This window comes from Streptomyces sp. NPDC055099 (assembly GCF_053607685.1).
The window spans coordinates 76,209-98,293 of the sequence record NZ_JBSGUA010000001.1; the positions used below are offsets into that span (position 1 = coordinate 76,209).

The 22,085-nt window shown below is 70.7% G+C and carries 18 protein-coding genes; 8 read left to right on the top strand and 10 right to left on the bottom strand.

All coding sequences use genetic code 11. The features are described 5' to 3' along the window. Positions 1-115: 115 nt before the first annotated feature. Positions 116-592: an RNA-binding S4 domain-containing protein gene (locus ACWFRU_RS00350; protein ID WP_453683538.1), complete on the top strand. Its 477-nt coding sequence runs from the start codon at positions 116-118 to the stop codon at positions 590-592. A gap of 109 nt (positions 593-701) precedes the next feature. Here the strand turns inward: ACWFRU_RS00350 and ACWFRU_RS00355 are convergent, their stop codons facing one another. Both ACWFRU_RS00355 and ACWFRU_RS00360 read right to left on the bottom strand, forming a co-directional pair. Continuing rightward, positions 702-1,394, bottom strand: a complete 693-nt coding sequence (locus ACWFRU_RS00355; RefSeq protein WP_453684454.1) for a class I SAM-dependent methyltransferase — start codon at positions 1,392-1,394, stop codon at positions 702-704. Between the two features lie 70 nt (positions 1,395-1,464). After that, positions 1,465-2,367, bottom strand: a complete 903-nt coding sequence (locus tag ACWFRU_RS00360; RefSeq protein ID WP_453684456.1) for an acyltransferase domain-containing protein — start codon at positions 2,365-2,367, stop codon at positions 1,465-1,467. Between the two features lie 227 nt (positions 2,368-2,594). Between ACWFRU_RS00360 and ACWFRU_RS00365 the strand changes: the two genes are divergently transcribed. After that, positions 2,595-2,867, top strand: coding sequence for a DUF6343 family protein (locus ACWFRU_RS00365; RefSeq protein ID WP_453683539.1), 273 nt, complete (start codon positions 2,595-2,597; stop codon positions 2,865-2,867). Positions 2,868-2,894: 27 nt separating this feature from the next. Here ACWFRU_RS00365 and ACWFRU_RS00370 read toward each other — a convergent pair whose 3' ends face one another. From ACWFRU_RS00370 to rpsA, 4 genes are all read right to left on the bottom strand, one after another. Beyond that, on the bottom strand, positions 2,895-3,263 hold the full coding sequence (locus ACWFRU_RS00370) for a tetratricopeptide repeat protein (protein WP_453683540.1): 369 nt from the start codon (positions 3,261-3,263) through the stop codon (positions 2,895-2,897). Positions 3,264-3,354: 91 nt separating this feature from the next. Beyond that, positions 3,355-3,957, bottom strand: coding sequence for a dephospho-CoA kinase (gene coaE, locus ACWFRU_RS00375; protein ID WP_453683541.1), 603 nt, complete (start codon positions 3,955-3,957; stop codon positions 3,355-3,357). 49 nt (positions 3,958-4,006) lie between these two features. Further along, positions 4,007-4,945: a PAC2 family protein gene (locus ACWFRU_RS00380; RefSeq protein WP_453683542.1), complete on the bottom strand. Its 939-nt coding sequence runs from the start codon at positions 4,943-4,945 to the stop codon at positions 4,007-4,009. Between the two features lie 223 nt (positions 4,946-5,168). Continuing rightward, the gene (gene rpsA, locus ACWFRU_RS00385) at positions 5,169-6,689 is read right to left on the bottom strand and encodes a 30S ribosomal protein S1 (RefSeq protein WP_190083195.1); all 1,521 of its coding nucleotides are present in this window, start codon (positions 6,687-6,689) and stop codon (positions 5,169-5,171) included. Positions 6,690-7,087: 398 nt separating this feature from the next. On the opposite strand from rpsA, the gene ACWFRU_RS00390 reads away from it, so the two are divergent. Both ACWFRU_RS00390 and hrpB read left to right on the top strand, forming a co-directional pair. After that, positions 7,088-7,918, top strand: coding sequence for a class I SAM-dependent methyltransferase (locus ACWFRU_RS00390; protein WP_453683543.1), 831 nt, complete (start codon positions 7,088-7,090; stop codon positions 7,916-7,918). Between the two features lie 4 nt (positions 7,919-7,922). Next, complete coding sequence (hrpB, locus tag ACWFRU_RS00395; protein WP_453683544.1) at positions 7,923-10,442, top strand: ATP-dependent helicase HrpB; 2,520 nt, start codon at positions 7,923-7,925, stop codon at positions 10,440-10,442. On the opposite strand, the gene ACWFRU_RS00400 is transcribed toward hrpB, so the two are convergent. The 4 genes from ACWFRU_RS00400 to polA form a co-directional block, all read right to left on the bottom strand. Then, the gene (locus tag ACWFRU_RS00400; RefSeq protein ID WP_453683545.1) at positions 10,432-11,433 is read right to left on the bottom strand and encodes a DUF3068 domain-containing protein; all 1,002 of its coding nucleotides are present in this window, start codon (positions 11,431-11,433) and stop codon (positions 10,432-10,434) included. The genes hrpB and ACWFRU_RS00400 overlap by 11 nt on opposite strands. 22 nt (positions 11,434-11,455) lie before the next feature. Next, positions 11,456-11,590 carry an SPW_0924 family protein gene (locus ACWFRU_RS00405; protein WP_160504431.1) on the bottom strand — a complete coding sequence of 45 codons (135 nt, stop codon included), beginning with the start codon at positions 11,588-11,590 and terminating at the stop codon, positions 11,456-11,458. A 187-nt stretch (positions 11,591-11,777) separates the two neighbouring features. Then, positions 11,778-13,493 (bottom strand): lytic transglycosylase domain-containing protein, encoded by a 1,716-nt coding sequence (locus tag ACWFRU_RS00410; RefSeq protein ID WP_453683546.1) that lies wholly within the window; start codon positions 13,491-13,493, stop codon positions 11,778-11,780. A 298-nt stretch (positions 13,494-13,791) separates the two neighbouring features. Next, entirely contained in the window at positions 13,792-16,533 is a 2,742-nt protein-coding gene (gene polA / locus ACWFRU_RS00415) for a DNA polymerase I (RefSeq protein ID WP_453683547.1), read from the bottom strand. Between the two features lie 122 nt (positions 16,534-16,655). On the opposite strand from polA, the gene ACWFRU_RS00420 reads away from it, so the two are divergent. The 4 genes from ACWFRU_RS00420 to ACWFRU_RS00435 all read left to right on the top strand — a co-directional run bounded on the left by ACWFRU_RS00420 (position 16,656) and on the right by ACWFRU_RS00435 (position 22,074). Continuing rightward, on the top strand, positions 16,656-18,935 hold the full coding sequence (locus ACWFRU_RS00420; protein ID WP_453683548.1) for an FdhF/YdeP family oxidoreductase: 2,280 nt from the start codon (positions 16,656-16,658) through the stop codon (positions 18,933-18,935). Positions 18,936-18,980: 45 nt separating this feature from the next. Next, positions 18,981-19,454 carry a PaaI family thioesterase gene (locus tag ACWFRU_RS00425; protein WP_363208144.1) on the top strand — a complete coding sequence of 158 codons (474 nt, stop codon included), beginning with the start codon at positions 18,981-18,983 and terminating at the stop codon, positions 19,452-19,454. Positions 19,455-19,540: 86 nt separating this feature from the next. Then, positions 19,541-19,945 (top strand): hypothetical protein, encoded by a 405-nt coding sequence (locus ACWFRU_RS00430; RefSeq protein ID WP_453683549.1) that lies wholly within the window; start codon positions 19,541-19,543, stop codon positions 19,943-19,945. An 881-nt stretch (positions 19,946-20,826) separates the two neighbouring features. Beyond that, positions 20,827-22,074: a branched-chain amino acid ABC transporter substrate-binding protein gene (locus ACWFRU_RS00435; protein WP_453683550.1), complete on the top strand. Its 1,248-nt coding sequence runs from the start codon at positions 20,827-20,829 to the stop codon at positions 22,072-22,074. Positions 22,075-22,085: the final 11 nt, after the last annotated feature.

Genomic DNA, 22,085 nt, shown 5'->3' on the forward strand with positions numbered 1-22,085 from the left:
GGACTCCGAGGGGAGCGGTTTCCGTGCGGCTCGCCGGGCGGGCGGGGATGCCGCACTGCTGCCGCACGCCCCGCACTCCGGCCCTGAACCGCCGGGCAGGCATTAGAGTCGGGGCATGGCTTCGCAGAATTCAGGCGGTGCGGGCAGCGGTGACGGGACCGGTGGAGCTCCGGCGGCCACGGCTACGGGCAGCGGTCCGGGCGGTGGCGCGGGTGCGGCCGGGGGCTCGGTGCGTGTCGACGCGTGGATCTGGTCCGTACGCCTGGTCAAGACCCGCTCCGCGGGCGCGGCGGCCTGCAAGGGCGGCCATGTACGGGTCAACGGCGAGCGCGTGAAGCCCGCTTACGGCGTGCACGTCGGTGACGAGGTGCGCCTGCGCCACGCGGGCGGCCGCGAACACGTGGTCGTCGTCAAGCGCCTGATCCGCAAGCGCGTCGGCGCCCCGGTGGCCGTCGAGTGCTACGTCGACAACAGCCCTCCCCCGCCGCCCCGCGAGGCCGTCGCCCCCGCCGGCGTACGGGACCGGGGAACGGGCCGCCCCACCAAGCGGGACCGCCGCGAGCTGGAACGACTGCGCGGCTTCGAGGGCTGACGACGAACGACTGCGCGGCTTCGGGGGCTGACTGACGGCACCGGGCGGAACCCCTCGCCCGTCAGCACACCGCCCCTGTACCGCGCCGAACTACCTGTACCGCGCCGAACTACCGGATCGGCAGCGCCCGGACCCAGACTCCGTCCTCCGTCAGATACTTGTCGACCTTCAGCCCCGCCTCCTCCAGCGCCTGCTCGAACTCCTCCTTTGTCAGCGGCCGGGCGCGGAACGTCTGGGTCCATACGGCGTCCGGGAAGACGTACTCCGCGCGCACCTCGTTCACGCCGTCACCGATCGGCTCCGCCGACATGATCCGCACCGTGTAGCCCGCCGGGTCGACCCGCTCCCTCGGCAGGTTCGTGTGATAGTCCGCGCCCTCCCGCTGGATCAGCACACAGCCGTCGTCCGTCACATGGCTGCGGCAGGCCCGCAGCATCCCGCGCCGGACCGACGTGTCGCCGTCGTGCACGAGGAACGACGCGAGCATCACCACCTCGAACCGCTCCCCCAGGTCGAGCTCCTCGATCGGGCTCCGGATCGTGCGCACCGGCCCGTCGAGCGCGGAGACCTTCTCCAGCATCTCGGTGGACTCGTCCACCGCCGTGACCCGGAACCCCCGCTCGAGGAGGGGACGCGTCACCCGTCCCGCGCCGCAGCCCAGCTCCAGGATGTGCGCCCCGGCCGGCACCGCCGCGGCGATGACATCGGGCTCGTCCCCGACGGACAGGCGTGTGTAGAGCTCGACCGCGCAGCCGTCCGGCGTGATCGCCCCGGGCCCCGTCCCCGCGTATCCCTCACGCATCTCAACAGTCATGCCACCTCAACGAAGCGGTTCGGGGGCCCGTTCCCGCCGCGCCCGAAGGCCTCGCGGTCTACAGCGGGAACCAGCCATGCTCCCCGTACCAATGGCCGCCGGCCCGCAGATGGTCGCCCACGGCCCGCTCCACCCTTGTCCGCCTCGGCAGTCCGGCCACGGGCAGGTCGCGGTCGCCGAAGACGAAGGCGACGGGGGTCGTATCGTCCGCCGTCCGCTCGTATCCGGGCGCCAGGCGGAAACGCTCCTGGAAGCGGACGATGTTCGAGTCGGCCGGCAGATAGTGCCTCAGTTGCGGATCGAGCAGCCAGGAGTGGCACACGGCTGTCTCATATCGCTCCTCCGGATAGTGCCGCGCGAAGAACTCCCGCGCCAGCGCCATCGAGCGGTCACAGGACTCCGGGGACAGAGGCCCCCGGAAATCGGCTATGTGGAGGTTCAGACAGGGATCGCCCCGGTCCGCGGAGTGCCCCGCCGCGGCCACCGCCCCGCCCATCCGCTCCCCCAGCACGGCGCGCTGGAACTGCAGCCGCCCCAGTTGGTAGAGCTCGCCCCGGAAATGCAAGGCGTTCCAGCCCGGGTGCAGCAGCCCGGGACCACCGCGCGCCCGGCGGTGCACCGCCATGTGCCGCCCGAGGTCCGCGAGCGTACGCCGGGAGATGTCGTCCGGGATGCCGCGGCTTTGGTGATACGCGCGCACGTGCGGCACGGTCGCCACGAGCACGAAGACGTGGAAGAGGGCCCCGAGCCCGCCGAGCTCCGCCGGCAAGGCCGGGTACTGGGGGTCGTCACCGACCTTCCCCATCTCCCGCACCATCGCGTCGACGCTGCGGTCGAGCAGCCACCGCGCCTCCGGGTCCCCCATCAGCCGCCCGCGCAGGGCCACCAGGTCATTGATGTCCTCGTGCGGCACAGCCAGGTCGAGCAGCACGTCCGGCAGCTCGTCGGCGGTGGGCAGCACCGCCTCGCTCCGCGGCTCCCCCGCGGCCTCGAGATCCTTCAGCCACCCGGCGAGCCATTTGTCGGTCCTCGCCCTGTCCCTCAGTACGTCCAGCACAGCCATACCCCCGATCGTCGCATCTGCGATCTTGAAGGCGCAGGCCCTTCCGGTCCACCGTGCACGGGTGGATGCTGGGAGGTGGGGATGTCCGGGGAGCACGGCGGACAGGGAGGAGATGACCTCTCGTGATGCGCACAGGCAGTGAACCGGTGACCGCGCGCAGTCCGCTGCGCATGCGTTTCTGGCTCAGCGTGTGGGGTCTTATCTGGGCCACGTTCGGCACCGTCGCCTTCGCCCTCACTGGCCGTCCAGGGTGGGCCGTGGTGTGCGGGGCGCTCTGGCTGATCGTCACCGTGGACCTGGCGATGATCCTGCGCCACATCCACCAGGGCCCGCACTATCAGCCGGGCCGCGACATCCCGCCGTACGAGCCGCCGTACGAGCCTCCGAGGGCCGGTTAGCCCTCGGTCGGCCTGGTCAGGCCTCGGTCAGGTCTCGTCGTCGAAGCGCGCCGCCGCCACGTACTCCGGCTGCGGGTCGAGCGCCGCGGCCAGCCGGAAGTGGCGCCGCGCCTGGTCGGGCCGCGCCCCGCGTTCGTAGGTGCGGGCCAGCGCGAAATGGGCGAACGCGTTGTCCGGCTCACGCTCCAGGACGATGCTGAACTCCAGCTCGGCAGCGCGCAGTTGGGCGGCGGCGAAGAAGGCACGGGCCCGCAGCAGCCGCGCCGCCGTGTTCTCGGGGTGGGCCGCGATGACCGTGTCGAGCAGCTTCACGGCGCCTCTGGGGTCCCGGGCGGCAAGGAGCTGCTCCGCCGCACGGAAGTCGATGACATGAGTCTCCGGGGTTATTTCGGGCACGCGTGACTCCTTCCCTCGCTGCACTGTGTCAACGCCCCACACGCCGCCCTCTATTCCACTCCCGCCGCCTGCTCGTCCCTCCCCGCCACTGCTAGGCCGCCCGCGCCCGCCGCGCCAGCTCCGCCCAGACGTCGCCGACCCGCTGCCGCAGGCCTTCCAGCGGGCCGTCGTTGTCGATCACGAGGTCGGCGATCTCCAGACGCTTCTCGCGCGTGGCCTGGGCGGCCATCCGCGCGCGGGCGTCCTCCTCGCTCATGCCGCGCAGCCGCACGAGGCGGTCGAGCTGGGTCTCGGGGCTCGCGTCGACGACGACCACCACGTCGTACAGGGGTGCCAGGCCGTTCTCCGTGAGCAGCGGCACGTCATGGACGACCACGGCGTCCTCGGGAGCGGCCTCCTCCAGCTCGGCCGAGCGGGCGCCGACCAGGGGGTGCACGATCGCGTTCAGCGCGGCGAGCTTCTTCGGGTCGGCGAAGACGACCGAGCCGAGCTTCGGCCGGTCGAGGGTGCCGTCCGGAGCGAGGATCTCCTGGCCGAAGGCTTCAACGACCTTGGCCAGGCCCGGAGTTCCTGGCTCCACGACTTCCCGCGCGATCTTGTCGGCGTCGATCAGGACGGCTCCCGACGCGACGAGGAGACGCGATACTTCACTCTTGCCGGCGCCGATACCGCCGGTCAGGCCCACCTTCAGCATGACCGGCAGCTTAGGGGGTGGCCCCCTCCGCCATACGTCGCCCTCCCGGCTATGCGTCGCCCTCCCGCTCCGCGAGGAAGCGCTCGAACTCCTGGCCGATCTCGTCGGCCGACGGAATGTCCATGGGCTCCGCGAGCATGTTCCCGCGCGCGTCGCCGCCCGCCGCCGCGTCGTACTGGTGCTCAAGTCCCTGCACGAGGGCGACCAGTTCCTCGTCGCCCTCCTGGATCTGCCGGTCGATCTCGGTCTGGGTGCGGTGCGCCTCCGTACGCAGGTGGTGCGCGACGCTCGGCAGCACGAGGCCCGTCGCGGCGGTGATCGCCTCGAGGACCGTGAGGGCGGCGTCCGGGTACGCGGAGCGCGCGATGTAGTGCGGGACGTGCGCGGCGACACCGAGCACGTCGTGGCCCGCCTCCAGGAGGCGGTACTCGACGAGCGAGGCGGCGCTGCCCGGCACCTGCGCCTCGTCGAAGGGGCTGCGGTGCCCCGGCACCAGGTCGGTGCGGTTGCCGTGCGGCGTGAGGCCCACGGGGCGGGTGTGCGGCACGCCCATGGGAATGCCGTGGAAGTTCACCGCGAGGCGCACGCCGAGGCGCTCCACGATCTGCTCGATCGCCGCCGCGAACCGCTCCCACTCGATGTCGGGCTCGGGCCCGGAGAGCAGCAGGAAGGGCGCTCCCGTGGCGTCCTGGAGCAGCCGCACCTCCAGCGCGGGCACCTCGTAGTCCGTCCAGCGGTCGCGCCGGAACGTGAGCAGCGGGCGGCGCGCGCGGTAGTCCACGAGGCGGTCGTGGTCGAAGCGTGCGACCACCTGGCCGGGCAGGCTCTCCGTGAGCCGCTCGACGATCTGGTCGCCGGTCTCACCCGCGTCGATGTAGCCGTCGAAGTGGTAGAGCATGACCAGTCCGGCCGATTCCTGGGCGAGCGCCATGTCGACGACGGCAAGGCCCTTCGGCTCCCATGCGTACAAATCCTGCGGATCAAGCACTGTGACCGCTCCTCGCCCTCTTCGTCGTGACTCGTACAGGAGAACGCCCGCGGCGACGCGCGCATTCCCTCCGCCGCCTCTTCACGGCGGCTTCCCGCGTCACGGCGAACCCCCGCGGGGGACAGCCGAGTTCACGACGGCGGCGAGCGAACGCACCGCGGGCCCGCACCTCCGAAGAGGTACGGGCCCGCGGTGTTCAGCTGTTACCGCCTAGGGGCGAGCCTCAGCTCTGGCCGCCGGCGAGCTTCTCGCGCAGCGCGGCAAGGGCCTCGTCCGACGCCAGGGCGCCGGAGTTGTCGTCCGACTCCGAGGAGTACGAACCGCCGCCGCCACCGCTGCCACCGGCAGCCGGGGCACCGGTCGAGGACGCGGGAGCCGCAGCACCCTCGGCCTCGGCCTGGGCGTCCGCCTCGCGGGACTTGATGACCTGGGCCTGGTGCTGCTCGAAGCGCTGCTGCGCCTCGGCGTACTGGCCCTCCCAAGCCTCGCGCTGGGTCTCGAAGCCCTCGAGCCAGTCGTTCGTCTCGGGGTCGAAGCCCTCGGGGTAGATGTAGTTGCCCTGGTCGTCGTAGGACGCGGCCATGCCGTACAGGGTCGGGTCGAACTCGACGGCCGACGGGTCGGCGCCGAAGGACTCGTTGGCCTGCTTCAGCGACAGCGAGATCCGGCGACGCTCGAGGTCGATGTCGATGACCTTGACGAAGATCTCGTCGTTGACCTGGACGACCTGCTCCGGGATCTCCACGTGGCGCTCGGCCAGCTCGGAGATGTGGACCAGGCCCTCGATGCCCTCGTCGACGCGCACGAACGCACCGAACGGAACGAGCTTGGTGACCTTACCGGGAACGACCTGCCCGATCTGGTGCGTGCGGGCGAACTGCTGCCACGGGTCTTCCTGCGTCGCCTTGAGCGACAGGGACACGCGCTCGCGGTCCATGTCCACGTCGAGAACCTCGACGGTGACTTCCTGGCCGACCTCGACAACCTCGGAGGGGTGGTCGATGTGCTTCCAGGAAAGCTCGGAGACGTGCACGAGACCGTCGACGCCGCCGAGGTCCACGAACGCACCGAAGTTGACGATCGAGGAAACGACGCCGGAGCGGACCTGACCCTTCTGCAGGGTCGTGAGGAACGTCTGGCGGACCTCGGACTGGGTCTGCTCGAGCCAGGCACGGCGGGACAGGACCACGTTGTTGCGGTTCTTGTCCAGCTCGATGATCTTGGCCTCGAGCTCCTTGCCCACGTAAGGCTGGAGGTCGCGGACGCGGCGCATCTCGACGAGGGAGGCCGGCAGGAAGCCACGGAGGCCGATGTCGAGGATGAGACCACCCTTGACGACCTCGATGACGGTACCGGTGACGATGCCGTCTTCTTCCTTGATCTTCTCGATCGTGCCCCAGGCACGCTCGTACTGAGCGCGCTTCTTGGACAGGATCAGACGGCCTTCCTTGTCCTCCTTCTGGAGAACCAGGGCCTCGATCTCGTCACCAACCGCGACGACCTCGTTCGGGTCGACGTCGTGCTTGATGGAGAGCTCGCGGCTCGGGATGACGCCTTCGGTCTTGTAACCGATGTCGAGCAGGACCTCGTCCCGGTCGACCTTCACGATGACGCCGTCGACGATGTCGCCGTCGTTGAAGTACTTGATCGTCTCGTCGATCGCGGCGAGGAAGGCTTCCTCGTTACCGATGTCGTTGACCGCTACCTGCGGAGTGGTGGCGGTGGTCTCGGTGCTGCTCGTCATGTGGGAAAGGGCTCCGGTACGGACAGAAGTCGTAGGTACTGCTAGCGCCGGAACCGATTTCGCTCTGAAGAAGCCGGACAGCCTGGGAAGCGCCGATTCCTGAGTTTCCGAAGAAACGGAAGGCGCCTCGACAACCGAGGGGACATACAACAGACGCGAGCGCATCCTGCTATGTCTGAGGACGGCAGGCTCGCAGCGCAACTTGTAGCATACGGGGGCAGCCGGACAGGGTCAATGCGCGAAGGCGCACACCCGGGGCGGAAGGCCGCAAACCCGGCACAAATGCTGTCGCGTGAGGCCACATGGGCCGCACGGCGCCCTGTCGCGACGCCTTCACGGCGTTCCGCGAGCGCCTCACCGCGACGAGCCTCGACGAAGCCAGACGGAAGAGTACGACGATGGAGCCGATCATCCAAGAGTCCGAGCTGCCCGAGACGCCCGAGCCCGAGGCCACCCGCCGCGACGCGGGGGTCACGGAGAGCAGCCGCGCCAATCGTGGCTGGTGGGACAGGAACGCGGACGACTACCAGATCGAGCACGGCACCTTCCTGGGTGACGACCGGTTCGTGTGGGGTCCCGAGGGTCTCGACGAGGTGGAGGCCGAGCTCCTCGGCCCGCCCGAGGAGCTGAAGGGCAAGGACGTCCTGGAGATCGGCGCGGGGGCGGCGCAGTGCTCGCGCTGGCTCGCCGCGCAGGGCGCGCGTCCGGTCGCCCTCGACCTCTCCCACCGCCAGCTGCAGCACGCGCTGCGGATCGGCGGGAGCGTTCCGCTGGTCCAGGCCGATGCCGGGGTGCTGCCCTTCAAGGACGGCGCCTTCGACCTCGTCTGCTCCGCCTACGGGGTGATGCCTTTCGTCGCCGACCCCGTGCTGGTCCTCAAGGAGGTGCGGCGCGTGCTGCGCCCCGGGGGCCGGTTCGTCTTCTCCGCGACGCACCCCATCCGCTGGGCTTTCCCGGACGAGCCGGGTCCCGAGGGGCTCTCCGTTTCGGCCTCCTACTTCGATCGCACTCCCTATGTGGAGCAGGACGAGAACGGGAACGCGGTCTACGTGGAGCACCACCGGACGCTCGGCGACCGGGTGCGGGACATCGTGGCCTCCGGTCTCCGGCTGGTCGACGTGGTGGAGCCGGAGTGGCCCGCGTGGAACACCCAGGAGTGGGGCGGCTGGTCCCCGTTGCGCGGGAACCTGATCCCGGGGACGGCGATCTTCGTGTGCGTACGAGACTGAGTGCGTGACCCGACTGCGTGACGAAGCCCTCGATCTGCCCGTGAGCAGCGCGCTGCCCGCGCTGCGTTCCGCTCTGGAGGGGCCGGGCGGCGCCGTGCTGTGCGCGCCTCCCGGTACGGGCAAGACGACGCTGGTGCCGCTGGCCCTCGCGGGGCTTCTCGGGGACGGCGCTCCCGTACGACGTGTGGTGGTCGCCGAGCCGCGGCGCATCGCGGCACGGGCCGCCGCGCGGCGGATGGCGTGGCTGCTCGGCGAGAAGGTCGGCGAGAGCGTCGGGTACACGGTGCGCGGTGAGCGTGTCGTGGGCCGCCACGCGCGCGTGGAGGTCGTCACGACGGGTGTCCTGTTGCAGCGGTTGCAGCGGGACCAGGAGCTGGCCGGTGTGGATGTCGTGATCATCGACGAGTGCCACGAGCGGCATCTGGACGCGGACACCGTGGCGGCGTTCCTGGTCGACGTACGGGCGGCGCTGCGGCCCGAGCTGGGCCTGGTGGCCGCGTCGGCGACGACGGACGCGGAGGGATGGGCGCGGATTCTGGGGGACGCTCCCGTGGTGGAGGCGCGGGGCACGTCGCATCCGGTCGAGGTCGTCTGGGCGCCCCCGAACCGTCCGGTGCGGCCGCCGCACGGGATGCGGGTCGACCCGGCGCAGCTCACGCATGTGGCGTCGGTGGTGCGGCGGGCGCTGGCCGAGCGCGACGGGGACGTGCTGTGCTTCCTGCCCGGGGTCGGCGAGATCGCGCGGGTCGCGGGACAGCTGGGGGACGTGGCCGCGGAGGTCCTCCAGGTGCACGGGCGGGCGCCCGCGGCGGTGCAGGACGCGGTGCTCGCGGGCTCGGACGGCACCCGCCGGGTGGTCCTGGCGACCTCGGTGGCCGAGTCGTCGCTGACGGTGCCGGGGGTGCGGGTCGTCGTCGACTCGGGGCTCGCGCGTGAGCCGCGCGTCGACCACGCGCGCGGGCTGAGCGCGCTGACGACCGTACGGGCTTCGCAGGCGGCGGGACGGCAGCGGGCCGGCCGTGCGGGACGTGAGGCGCCGGGGGCCGTGTACCGGTGCTGGGCGGAGGCCGAGGACGCGCGTCTGCCGCGCTTTCCGGCGCCGGAGATCAAGCTGGCCGACCTTTCCGCGTTCGCCCTGCAGACGGCCTGCTGGGGCGATCCCGACGCCTCTGGTCTGGCGCTGCTCGATCCCCCGCCGGCCGGCGCGATGGCGGCGGCGCGTTCCGTCCTGGCGGCGGTGGGGGCCGTGACGCCGGAGTCGGGGCGGGTCACGGACCGGGGCGCGCGGATGGCGCGGGTCGGCCTGCACCCCCGCCTGGCGCGGGCCCTGCTGGACGCGGCTCCCCTCGTGGGCGCCCGCCGCGCGGCCGAGGTGGTGGCTCTCCTGAGCGAGGAGCCGCCGCGTGAGTACGGGGACGACCTCGCGGCGGCCTGGCGCGCGGCCCGGCGGGGCGCGGACGGGTACGCGGCGCGGTGGCGCGCGGAGGTCCGGCGGCTGACCGCCGCGGTGCCCACGGCCGCGGAGCCGCGGGACGCCGGAAGCGATGAGCGGGCCGCCGGTCTCGTCGCCGCCCTCGCCTTTCCCGAGCGGGTCGCCCGGAGCCGCGGCGACGGGGCGTACCTCATGGTGAACGGGACCCGGGCCGAGGTGCGGGCGGGGTCCGCGCTGACCGGGGCGGAGTGGATCGCGGTGGCCGTGGCCGACCGGCCCGTGGGCGCCGGGCACGCGCGCGTGCTGCTCGGCGGGCACATCGACGAGGACGTCGCCCGGAGCGCGGCCGCCTCGCTGCACGCCGAGGGGGACGAGGTCGTCTGGGGCGACGGGGATCTCGTCGCGCGGCACGTGGAGCGGCTCGGCGCCGTGGAGCTGACGGTGCGGCCCCTCAAGAAGCCCGCCCCCGGACTCGTACGGGAAGGGCTGCTCGCGGGGCTCAGGGAAGAAGGCACCGCCCTCCTGAACTGGTCCCAGGGTGCACGGGAGCTGCGGGAGCGGCTCGCGTTCCTGCACCGGCATCTCGGCGCGCCCTGGCCCGACGTGTCCGAGAGTGCCCTGCACGCGCGCGTGGACGAGTGGCTGGAGCCCGAGCTGTCGAAGGCGCGGCGCCGGGCCGACCTGCGGCGCATCGACGCGGGCCAGGCCCTGAACCGGCTTCTTCCCTGGGCGACCGGCGAGGCGACCCGCCTCGACGCGCTCGCCCCGGAGCGGGCGGCTGTGCCGAGCGGTTCCAGGATTCGGATCGACTACTCCGACCCCGAACAGCCCGTGCTCGCCGTGAAGTTGCAGGAGATGTTCGGGCTCGCCGAGACCCCGCGGATCGCGGACGGCGGCGTACCCCTCCTGGTGCATCTGCTGTCCCCCGCCGGGCGTCCCGCCGCCGTCACCGCCGACCTCGCCTCCTTCTGGCGGGACGGCTACCGGGCCGTGCGGGCCGAGCTGCGCGGGCGCTACCCGAAGCATCCGTGGCCGGAGGACCCGGCGGCCGCCGAGGCGACGCGGTTCACCAACGCGCGGCTCAGGCGTTGACCGGTTCCGGCTCGGGCGCCGCCGTGGCCTCCGGATCACCGGGCCTGCGGCTGCGGGCCTCCAGCCAGAGGGACAGGGCGAGCAGGAGCAGGCCGAGGCCGAGGAAGCTCCAGGGGAGATAGGACGTCATGAGGAGGACGAGGACGCGCTGGGACTTCACCAGGTCGACCGTGTCCCTGATGTAGTCCTCGCGCATCTTCACGTGGCCCGCGAAGACCGTGACCTTGTCGCGGTCACCGAGGAGCGTGCCGCCGCGCAGCTCGTTCCGCTGGATCTCCTCGCCGTAGACGGGCGCTCCGGTGGTCGGCTCGACCCAGAACTTGCGGACGGTGGTGTACCAGCGCGTGGTGCCGGTCTTGGCGAGGGACTCCGGGGTGATGCCCTTGACCGGCATGGTCTTGGGGAAGGGCACCTTGGTCCACGGGATGATCTGCTCGAAGTAGTAGACGTCGACGCCACGGAAGGTCTGCGTGCCCTTGTAGTGGATGGGCTTGGTGACGCGGGCCTGGGCGTCGAAGTACTTGTAGTCCCGCTTCTCGGTGAGGAAGGGCCACTTGAACTCGATGCCCTCACGCTTGACCGGGTCTCCGTCGACCATCTCGCCGGTCGCGTGCACCGGCTCCTGGCTGTGCGCGTCGAAGATGTAGCGCTCGGGGACCTTGGACACCATCTTTCCGTCGCCGTCCTGCACGTAGGAGAGGGCGTCCCAGACGACGACGTCACGGGAGGAGTTCGCGTCGGTCTTCTCGATCTTCTCCGAGGCCTCCACATTGCCCTTGAGCGTTTGCACGATGGTGACCTTGTCGACCTTCTTGGCCTGCATGCTGCCGTAGTCGATGAGGGTCGGGTTCTTCGCCTCGAGCACCGCCTCCTGGTACTGGCTCGGCGGGATCTTGGCGAGGCGCGGGAAGGCGTACCAGCGCATGAGCGGGGACATCGCCGTGAAGAACACGGCGAAGGCGAGCAGGATCAGGCTGGCCTTGCGGCGCATCGCGGCGGCCCTCCCTAGGGAGTCAGGGGTGCTTGGGGACGGTGGTGAGCAGCGGCTCCGGCGAGGTCTCGCCGGGCGGGGCCCCCATCGCGGTGATCGTCAGGACCAGGGCGAGGGCGACGGCAAGACCGGTCGCGGCGGCGATGAGAGCGCGCATGCGGAGCCTCCCGAGGCGGTGAACGGCCGGCACCGAGGACGCCGACCATGAACTGACAGGGCGTCAGGGCTGGGGCACCGTAGCAACGCGGCGGCCAGATGAGAACACGTTGCACACACAACGACGCCCCCGCGCCGGGTGGGCGCGAGGGCGTCGCGTTCGGAAGCGTGCGGCGGACCGCCAAGGGTCAGGCCGCGGGTGCCGCCACCTTCAGTTCGACCGTGAGCGTCGCGCCGCCCGCGGTGGTGACGCGCAGCAGATATGTGCCCGCCGCGTCGTCGGCGTACATCTTGGGGAGCTTGAGCACGCCGTTCGCGTCCGTCTTCAGGGCCTTGAGGGTGCGGACCGGCTTGCCGTCCGCGTCCTTGAAGTACGGGCCCTTGTCGTTGGCCGTGGCGTCCGTCGCCGACTTGATCATGGTGGCGGTGGCCGCCACGCGGTCGGCGGCCTCCCCCTTGTACGTCGCCTTGACCTCGAGCTGCTCGGCGAACTCCTTGCCCGGCTCGCAGATCAGCGCCTTGTCGCTGGTCCTGGTCAGGGCGTCGGCCTGGCGCGCGGTGACCGTCGCCGTGTAGTTGAGGCCGGGCAGCGACCGGCCGACGACGGTGGCCCGGACCGTGAACTGACCGGTCTTCTCGCCCGACTTGAGTGCCGGGGCGGTGGCCTTGCCGGTGGCGCTCGTGGTGACGGTCGCGCTGGTGGCACCGCCGGAGAAGCGCGCGTCGGTGTCGCCGACGATGACGAACCGCACCTTGGCCTTGGCCACGCCGGAGCCCGAAGCGGCCTCCGTGCGCACCTGGACGCGCTCGGCGAAGGCGTCGCCCGCCGTCGCGGCGAGCTTGCCGGTGCCGGCGTCCTCCAGGCGTGCGACCCGGTCGGTGGGCGACGGGGAGGGAGCGGGGCTCTCGGAGCCGCCGCCCTGCGAGGGGGGAGGCGTGGTCGAGCCGCCGCTGCCGCCGCCGTTGCCGGGCTCGGAGGGCCTGTCGCTCGGCTTGTCGTCGCCGGACTTGGGGGGCTTCGGCGAGGGCGAACCGGACGCCGGGGGCGTGGGCGTCGGGCTCGTGCTCGGGCCGTTGCTGTCGCTGCGGTCGCCCGGCAGGTCGCCCGTGCCGTCGGGGATCTCGTTGATGCCCTTGCGGTAGTGCTCCAGCCACCTCAGGACCGTGTTGAGGTAGTCCGTCGAGTGGTTGTAACTGAGGATCGCCTTGCGCAGATCGGCGTCGACGGACAGATCGCGGCCGTTCGCGCAGAGGTAGTTCCCGGCGGCGAGCGCGGCGTCGTAGATGTTGTTCGGGTCCGACTTGCCGTCCGCGTTGCCGTCCTCGCCCCAGCTCTCCCACGTCGAGGGGATGAACTGCATGGGGCCGACCGCGCGGTCGTGCGTCTTGTCGCCGTCGTACGCGCCGTTGTCGGTGTCGGTGATCTTCGCGAAGCCGTTGCCGTTGAGGGGTGGGCCGAGGATCTCTCCGATGGTCGTGCCGTTCGCGTCCACGCGGCCGCCACGCGCCTGACCGGACTCGACCTTGCCTATCGCGGCCAGCAGTTCCCAGGGGAGGTTGCAGCCCGGCTTGGAGGTGGCCAGGGAGGCCTCGGCCTTCTTGTACGCGTCCAGGACGGTGGCCGGGATCTCCGAGTCGGCGGTCTCGGCGTCACCGGTGCCGCCGTCGGGCGCTCCGGTCGGCGGGACGGGGCTCTTCAGCTCTGGCAGGTCGGTGTAGTAAGGGGAGTTGCCGGTCGCGGAGTCCTCGGCCGGTGGCGTGGCGCCGGAGGCACCCGCCCGCTCCTCGCGAGGGACGTCCGTCACGCCCGGGGCCTGGGAGGCCGCGAGCGCGGCCACCGCCGCCGCGGCCACCGCGGTGGTCACCGCTCCCCTGCGCAACCGCCTGCCGAATACCGCCGCCATGACCGTGAACCCCTCCCCTTGACGACCGTGTGTGTCGCCGCCCGCTCTGTTGTGTTCCCGGTGCTGCTCCCCAGCGGGCCGACGCAGGCGACACTACGACAACTTCCGGCGCCCAGACACCCGTTCGTGCCCGATTTTCACCGGTTGGCCGCGTGCTGTTCGGACGGGGCCGAACCGGCGGTGAGGGGGCGGGGGCCACCGGACGGGCTGGAATTCAGCCCGTCCGGCGATTGAGGACGAACTCGGCGAAGCCGGTGACGGGACAACCCCGCCAGGATGACGCTCAAGCCCGACGCAGTCAGTGCGCCGCCGACTCCCAGTCCGTTCCCACGCCCACCGACACGTCCAGCGGCGCCCGGAGCGACACCGCGCCCGCCATCTCGCGACGGACCAGCTCCTCCACCTCGGCGCGCTCGCCCGGAGCGATCTCCAGGACGATTTCGTCGTGGACCTGGAGCAGCATGCGGGAGTCGAGCTTCGCCTCCGTCAGCGCGCGGTGCACGTTCAGCATGGCGATCTTGACGATGTCCGCGGCCGTGCCCTGGATCGGCGCGTTCAGGGCCATCCGCTCGGCCATCTCGCGGCGCTGGCGGTTGTCGCTGTTGAGGTCGGGGAGATACCGGCGGCGGCCCAGCATCGTCTCCGTGTACCCCGTCGCGCGGGCCTCGTCGACGGCTCGGCGCAGATAGTCGCGTACGCCGCCGAACCGCTCGAAGTAGGTGTCCATCAGGGCGCGGGCCTCGCCCGCCTCGATGTTCAGCTGCTGGGAGAGACCGAACGCGGACAGGCCGTACGCCAAGCCGTACGACATGGCCTTGATCTTGCGGCGCATCTCGGCGTCGACCGCGGAGCCCTCGACGGAGAAGACCTGGGAGGCGACCGTCGTGTGCAGGTCCTCGCCCGAGCCGAACGCCTCCAGGAGGCCCTCGTCCTCAGAGAGGTGCGCCATCACGCGCAGTTCGATCTGGCTGTAGTCCGCGGTCATCAGGGACTCGAAGCCCTCGCCGACCACGAAGCCACGGCGGATCGCCCGGCCCTCGTCCGTGCGGACGGGGATGTTCTGGAGGTTCGGGTCGGTGGAGGAAAGACGGCCCGTCGCCGCGACGGTCTGGTTGAACGTCGTGTGGATGCGGCCGTCCGCGGCGATCGACTTGATCAGGCCCTCGACCGTGACGCGCAGCTTCGCCTGCTCGCGGTGGCGCAGCATGATGACCGGCAGTTCGTTCTCCGTCTGGGCGGCGAGCCAGGCCAGGGCGTCGGCGTCCGTGGTGTAACCGGTCTTGGTCTTCTTCGTCTTGGGGAGGTTCAGCTCGCCGAAGAGGACTTCCTGGAGCTGCTTGGGCGAGCCGAGGTTGAACTCGTGGCCCGCCGCCGCGTGGGCCTCCTTCACCGCCTGCTGCACCGCGCCCGCGAACTGCTGCTCCATCGCCTCCAGATGGGCCCGGTCCGCCGCGATGCCGTGCCGCTCCAGGCGGGCGAGGAGGATGGACGTGGGCAGTTCGATGTCGGTGAGGAGATTGCCCGCGCCGACCTCCGGCAGCTTCTCGCCGAAGGCCGCGCCCAGGTCGAGGATCGTGCGGGCCTGCGACATCAGCGCGTCCGCCTCGGCCTGGTCGTCCTCCTCCGTGCCGAAGGCGAGCTGGCCCTCGGCCACGGAGGCGGGCGCCAGCTCCCGGCCCAGATATTCGAGGGACAGAGCGTCCAGGGCGAAGGAGCGGCGGCCGGGCTTGACCAGGTACGCGGCGAGCGCCGTGTCCATGCTGACGCCGTCCACCGTCCAGCCGTGCTCGGGGAAGACCCGCATCGTGGCCTTGGCGTTGTGCAGGACCTTCGGCTTCTTCGGGTCGGCGATCCAGGCGGCGAAGGCCTTCTCGTCGGCCTCGTCCAGGCGGGAGGGGTCGAACCAGGCCGCCGCTCCGCCGGCCGCGGCGAGGGCGACCTCGGTCACCGAGCCCGTGCCGAGCTGCCAGGTGTCGACCGTGGCCATGCCGAGGACCGCGTTGCCGTGCTCGGTGAGCCACGGGGCGAGCTCGCCCGCGCCGATCACCGTGCCGTCCAGCTCCACGCCGGGCTCGGCCGGGGCCTGCTCGGCCTCCTGCGCGCCGGGGTCGACGGCCAGGAGGCGCTCGCGCAGCGAGGGGTTACGGATCTCCAGGGTGTCCAGGACCATGGCGAGGGCCGTGCGGTCGTACGGAGCGCGCTCCAGTTCGGCGACCGTCTTGGGGAGCTCCACGTCGCGGACCATCTCCGTGAGGAGGCGGTTCAGCTTCACCGCGTCCAGGTGGTCGCGGAAGTTCTGTCCGGCCTTGCCCTTGACCTCTTCGGCGCGCTCGACGAGCTCCGCGAAGGAACCGAACTGGTTGATCCACTTCGCGGCGGTCTTCTCGCCCACCCCGGGGATGCCGGGGAGGTTGTCGGACGGGTCGCCGCGCAGGGCCGCGAAGTCCGGATACTGGCTGGGCGTGAGGCCGTACTTCTCCTCGACCTTCTCCGGGGTGAAGCGCGTCAGCTCCGATACGCCCTTGGTCGGGTACAGCACGGTCACGTGGTCGGTGATCAGCTGGAAGGAGTCGCGGTCGCCGGTGACGATCAGGACGTCGAAGCCGGCCGCCTCGGCCTGCGTGGCGAGGGTGGCGATGACGTCGTCCGCCTCGAAGCCGTCCACCGCGAACCGCACGGCGTTCATCGCGTCGAGGACCTCGCCGATCAGCTCGACCTGCCCCTTGAACTCGTCCGGGGTCTTGGAGCGGTTCGCCTTGTACTCGGGGAACTCCGTGGAGCGCCACGTCTTGCGCGAGACGTCGAAGGCGACCGCGAAGTGCGTGGGCGCCTCGTCGCGCAGGGTGTTCGCCAGCATCGACGCGAAGCCGTAGATCGCGTTCGTCGGCTGGCCCGTCGCGGTCGTGAAGTTCTCCGCGGGCAGCGCGAAGAACGCCCGGTAGGCCAGGGAGTGCCCGTCCATGAGGAGCAGGCGCGGACGCTGCTCGCCACTCGGCTTCGTCGCGGTCTCGGACTTCTTCTTCGCTGCTTTTTCTGCCACGTCCCCGATCCTGCCACGCCCCACTGACACTCAGGCCCAACCCTCACCCGCGAGGGCTCCGCCGGCGGCGCGTGGGAGGATCGGAGACATAGCTCACGCACGTGCTCGAAGGGGAGCCGACCATGGCAAGGAAGTCGCCCAAGGGTGATCCGGTCCAGGACGCGCCGCAGGTCGCGCAGGCGCAGCACTCCGCGGCGGGCATTCCCGCCATCGGGCACTCGCTGCGCATGGCCCAGCAGCAGATGGGCGTGCGGCGCACGGCGCTGACGCTGCTCCGGGTCAATCAGAAGGACGGCTTCGACTGCCCCGGCTGCGCCTGGCCCGAGCCCGAGCACCGGCACACGGCGGAGTTCTGCGAGAACGGCGCGAAGGCGGTCGCCGAGGAGGCCACGCTGCGCCGCGTCACCCCCGACTTCTTCGCCGCGCACCCCGTGGCCGACCTCGCCACCCGCAGTGGGTACTGGCTGGGTCAGCAGGGCCGCCTCACCCACCCGATGTATCTGGCGGAGGGCGCCGAGCGCTATGAACCCGTCCCCTGGGAGCGGGCCTTCGACATCATCGGCGAGGAACTGGCCGCGCTGGACAGCCCGGACGAGTCCGTCTACTACACCTCGGGCCGCACCAGCAACGAAGCGGCGTTCCTGTACCAGTTGTTCGCCCGTGAGCTGGGCACGAACAATCTGCCCGACTGCTCGAACATGTGCCACGAGTCGTCGGGCTCCGCGCTCACCGAGACGATCGGCGTCGGCAAGGGCAGCGTCCTCCTGGAGGACCTCTACAAGTCGGACCTGATCATCGTGGCCGGGCAGAACCCGGGCACGAACCACCCCCGCATGCTCTCCGCCCTGGAGAAGGCGAAGAACAACGGCGCGAAGATCATCACGGTCAATCCGCTGCCCGAGGCCGGCCTGGAGCGCTTCAAGAACCCGCAGACCCCGCAGGGCATGCTCAAGGGCACCGCCCTCACCGACCTCTTCCTGCAGATCCGCCTCGGCGGCGACCAGGCCCTGTTCCGTCTCCTCAACAAGCTCATCCTGGAGACGGACGGAGCAGTGGACGAGGAGTTCGTCCGCGAGCACACCCATGGGTACGAGGCGTTCACCGAGGCCGCGCGCGGCGCCGACTGGGACGAGACCCTCGCCGCGACCGGCCTCTCCCGCGAGCGCATCGAGGAAGCCCTCGCCATGGTGCTCGCGTCAAAGCGCACCGTCGTGTGCTGGGCGATGGGATTGACCCAGCACAAGCACGCCGTGCCGACCATCCGCGAGGTCGTCAACTTCCTTCTGCTGCGCGGCAACATCGGCCATCCAGGCGCGGGCGTGTGCCCGGTGCGCGGGCACTCCAACGTGCAGGGCGACCGCACGATGGGCATCTTCGAGCGGCCCGCGCCGGCGTTCCTCGACGCCCTGGAGAAGGAGTTCGGCTTCGCGCCGCCGCGCGAGCACGGCCTGGACGTCGTCCGCGCGATCGAGGCACTGCGGGACGGCAAGGCGAAGGTGTTCTTCGCGATGGGCGGCAACTTCGTGGCGGCCTCGCCCGACACGGAGGTGACAGAGGCGGCGATGCGCAAGGCCCGCCTGACCGTGCACGTGTCGACGAAGCTGAACCGTTCGCACGCCGTCACGGGCGCGCGCGCCCTGATCCTGCCGACGCTCGGGCGCACCGAGCGGGACCTCCAGGCCAGTGGCGAGCAGTTCGTGACCGTCGAGGACTCGATGGGCATGGTGCACGCCTCACGCGGCCGTCTGGAGCCCGCGAGTCCGCATCTGCTCTCCGAACCGGCCATCGTGTGCCGCCTGGCCCGCCGCGTCCTCGGTCCCGAATCGGCCACGCCCTGGGAGGAGTTCGAGAAGGACTACGCCACGGTGCGCGACCGCATCGCGCGCGTGATCCCCGGCTTCGAGGACTTCAACGCGCGCGTGGCCGACCCCGCGGGCTTCGCCCTGCCGCACGCCCCGCGCGACGAGCGCCGCTTCCCCACGGCCACCGGCAAGGCGAACTTCACCGCGGCGCCGGTGGAGTTCCCGGCGCTTCCGAAGGGCCGCCTCCTGCTCCAGACGCTGCGCTCGCACGACCAGTACAACACCACGATCTACGGCCTCGACGACCGCTACCGGGGCATCAGGAACGGCCGCCGGGTCGTCCTGGTCAACCCCGACGACGCTCGCGAGCTGGGCCTCGCCGACGGGTCGTACGCGGACCTCGTGAGCGAGTGGAAGGACGGCGTCGAGCGGCGCGCGCCGGGCTTCCGGATCGTGCACTACCCGACGGCCCGGGGCTGTGCGGCGGCGTACTACCCGGAGACGAACGTCCTGATCCCGCTGGACGCGACCGCCGACACCAGCAACACCCCCGCCAGCAAGTCCGTCGTCGTGCGCCTGGAACAATCGGGGACCGACTGAGCGTTCGCTCAGTGACGGTGTGGACGACGAACGGAGCCGGGCCCCATGGGCGAGCAGCACAGCGTGAAGTTCCCGCAAGAGGTCATCGACGAGTACGCGGCGCTCGGTGTGGACCTGCCCGCCCTCTTCTCCGCGGGTGACCTGGGGACCAGGATGGGCGTCGAGATCGTCGAGGCCTCCGCCGATCGCGTCGTGGGCACCATGCCGGTCGAGGGCAACACCCAGCCGTACGGCCTGCTGCACGGCGGCGCCTCCGCCGTCCTCGCCGAGACCCTCGGCTCGGTCGGCTCGATGCTGCACGGCGGGAGCACCAAGCTCGCCGTCGGCGTCGACCTGAACTGCACGCACCACCGCGGCGCGCGTTCGGGCCTGGTCACCGGCGTGGCGACGCCCGTGCACCGGGGCCGCTCCACGGCGACGTACGAGATCGTCATCACCGACGAGCAGGACAAGCGGGTGTGCACCGCCAGGCTGACCTGCCTGCTGCGTGACGTGCAGCCCAACGGCGCCGCCGCGTAAGGGGGTTGAGGGCGGGCGCGCCTCCTGCCGGAACAGGCGCGCCCCACGCATTGTCGGGGCGTGCGGCCCCGGTCTAGCGTCGGTGCATGAGGCACCGGAAACAGCTCTGTGCGCTCGCCCTCGCCGCCGCCCTCCTGGGCGCCACCCCCGGCATCACCGGCTGCAAGGATCTCTCTCCTGCCGAAGACGCCCACAGCAAGACCCCCGAGCCCTCCGCCGCCACCACCCCTCCCCAGGACCTCTGCACGGCCCTGATCACCAAGTGGGGCCGGCAGATCTACGACTCGGGCAAGGAGACCTACGGCGACTACCAGTCGATGGGCCTCTCCAACGGTCAGTACATGATCCTGCGGGACACCCTCGACCTCGCCCGCGCCGAGCGAAAGCGCCACGGAGCCGACGCGGGACGGAAGTTGATCACCCGTGAGGCCCGCGAGCGGTGCGAGGAGCGCTACCTCCACGGGGAGCCGAGCGGCGGGCCGTGGGTGTGAACGCCATCGGCCCCATCGAGCCCGGCGACGACACCTACGAGACCCGAGCCGTCCGCGTCACCGCCACGGATCCGGCCACCGCCCCCGTCCGGCCCCGCCCACCCCTCACCCGGCGCCGAAGAACCTTCCTGGCACTCGCCGCGGCCGCGATCGTCGCCGCCGCCGCTCTCGGCCTCTATCTGACCCGCCCGCGGCCTCCCGCGCCCCCGCCGCCGCTCCATCCGTCGCAGACCGTGTCCGTGACCTACCGGGGCGACATGACGCACCCGAGGGCCGGCGACCGTACGTTCGGCTTCACCGTGGCCCTGCGCCAGGAATCAGGGCCCCCGGTCTCCGTCAGACGGATCACGCAGCCATCGGCGGCACTGTCGGTCACCGTCGCCCCCCATACCCCATTCACCGTGAAAACGGGAAGCCCTCGTACGGCACGAATCACGATGCACATTCGCGAATGCGGAAATGTGCAACGGAATGCCGGACTCCCTTTCCTGGTGGTAACACTGCGTAATGTGCGCGCAATGCAGTTACAGGCCTTCATCCTCGGCGAGAGGTACGCAAAAGATCTTTCTCGGGCCCTGACAGCCGCATGCCCCCCGAACACTGATGTCATGAGTAAAACACCCTGACAGTCCTGCAAGTTCTCAGTATGCGGGATGCGCCGAAGATGGCGTATTCCGGCACAACCGCCCCCTGAGTTCCACCCCGGAATACTCCGTGGCATAACAAGAGCGTCACACCTTTGGCCTGACCACTCCACCTGGAACAAAGCGCGCCTTAGAGTCACGGCCAGTCACCGCGCCCACCGGATTCCTGTCAGTTCGGTTCTGCGCTCGACCCGGCCACCCAACAGGGGACGGCCGTGCCAGGGGAAAGGACTGATCGTGCGTCAACGTTCGCTCATAGCCATCACCGCTGCACTCACCGCGGGGGCACTCACCCTCACCGCCTGTGGCTCACGCGACGACAAGGACAAGGGAGACGACGCGGGCGGCGGTACCACCGTGGTCATCGGCGTCGACGCGCCACTGACCGGCGACCTGTCCGCGCTGGGCCTCGGTATCCGCAACTCCGTGGATCTCGCCGCCAAGCAGGCCAACGAGAAGAAGTACGTCGACGGCATCACCTTCAAGGTGGAGTCCGCCGACGACCAGGGACAGCCCGCGTCGGGCCAGACCAACGCGACCAAGTTCGTCGCGAACAAGGACATCCTCGGCGCCGTCGGCCCCCTGAACTCCTCCGTCGGCGAGTCGATGCAGAAGGTCTTCGACGACGCGAAGCTCGTCCAGGTCTCCCCCGCCAACACCAACCCGGCCATGACCCAGGGCCAGGACTGGAACGGCGGCAAGAAGGTCCGTCCGTACAAGGCCTACTTCCGTACGGCGACCACGGACGCCGTCCAGGGCCCGTTCGCGGCGCAGTACCTGTACAACGACGCGAAGAAGAAGAAGGTCTTCGTGGTCGACGACAAGAAGACCTACGGTGCCGGCCTGGCCGCCACCTTCACGGACGAGTTCAAGAAGCTCGGCGGCAAGGTCGCCGGCACCGAGCACGTGAACCCGGACACCAAGGACTTCGGCGCCGTCGCCACCAAGATCAAGAACTCGGACGCGGACGTCGTCTACTACGGCGGCGAGTACCCCGCGGCCGGCCCGCTCAGCAAGCAGATGAAGAAGGCCGGGGCCAAGATCCCGCTCGTCGGCGGTGACGGCATCTACAGCGCCGACTTCGTCAAGCTCGCCGGCAAGGAGGGCAAGGGCGACATGGCCACCTCCATCGGCCAGCCCGTCGAGGAACTGCCGTCCGCCAAGGAGTTCATCGCGAACTACAAGAAGGCCGGCTACAAGGAGGCCTACGAGGCCTACGGCGGCTACTCCTACGACTCGGCCTGGGCGATCATCGAAGCGGTCAAGAAGGTCGTCGAGGACAACGACGGCAAGCTGCCCGACGACGCCCGCGCCAAGATCGTCGAGGCGATGCAGGACGTCTCCTTCGACGGTGTGACCGGCAAGGTCTCCTTCGACGAGTACGGCGACGCGACCAACAAGCAGCTCACCGTGTACGAGGTGAAGTCCACCGAGGACCCGGCCAAGGGCTGGAAGCCGGTCAAGTCCGGCACGTTCACCGGCTGATCCGACCCCGC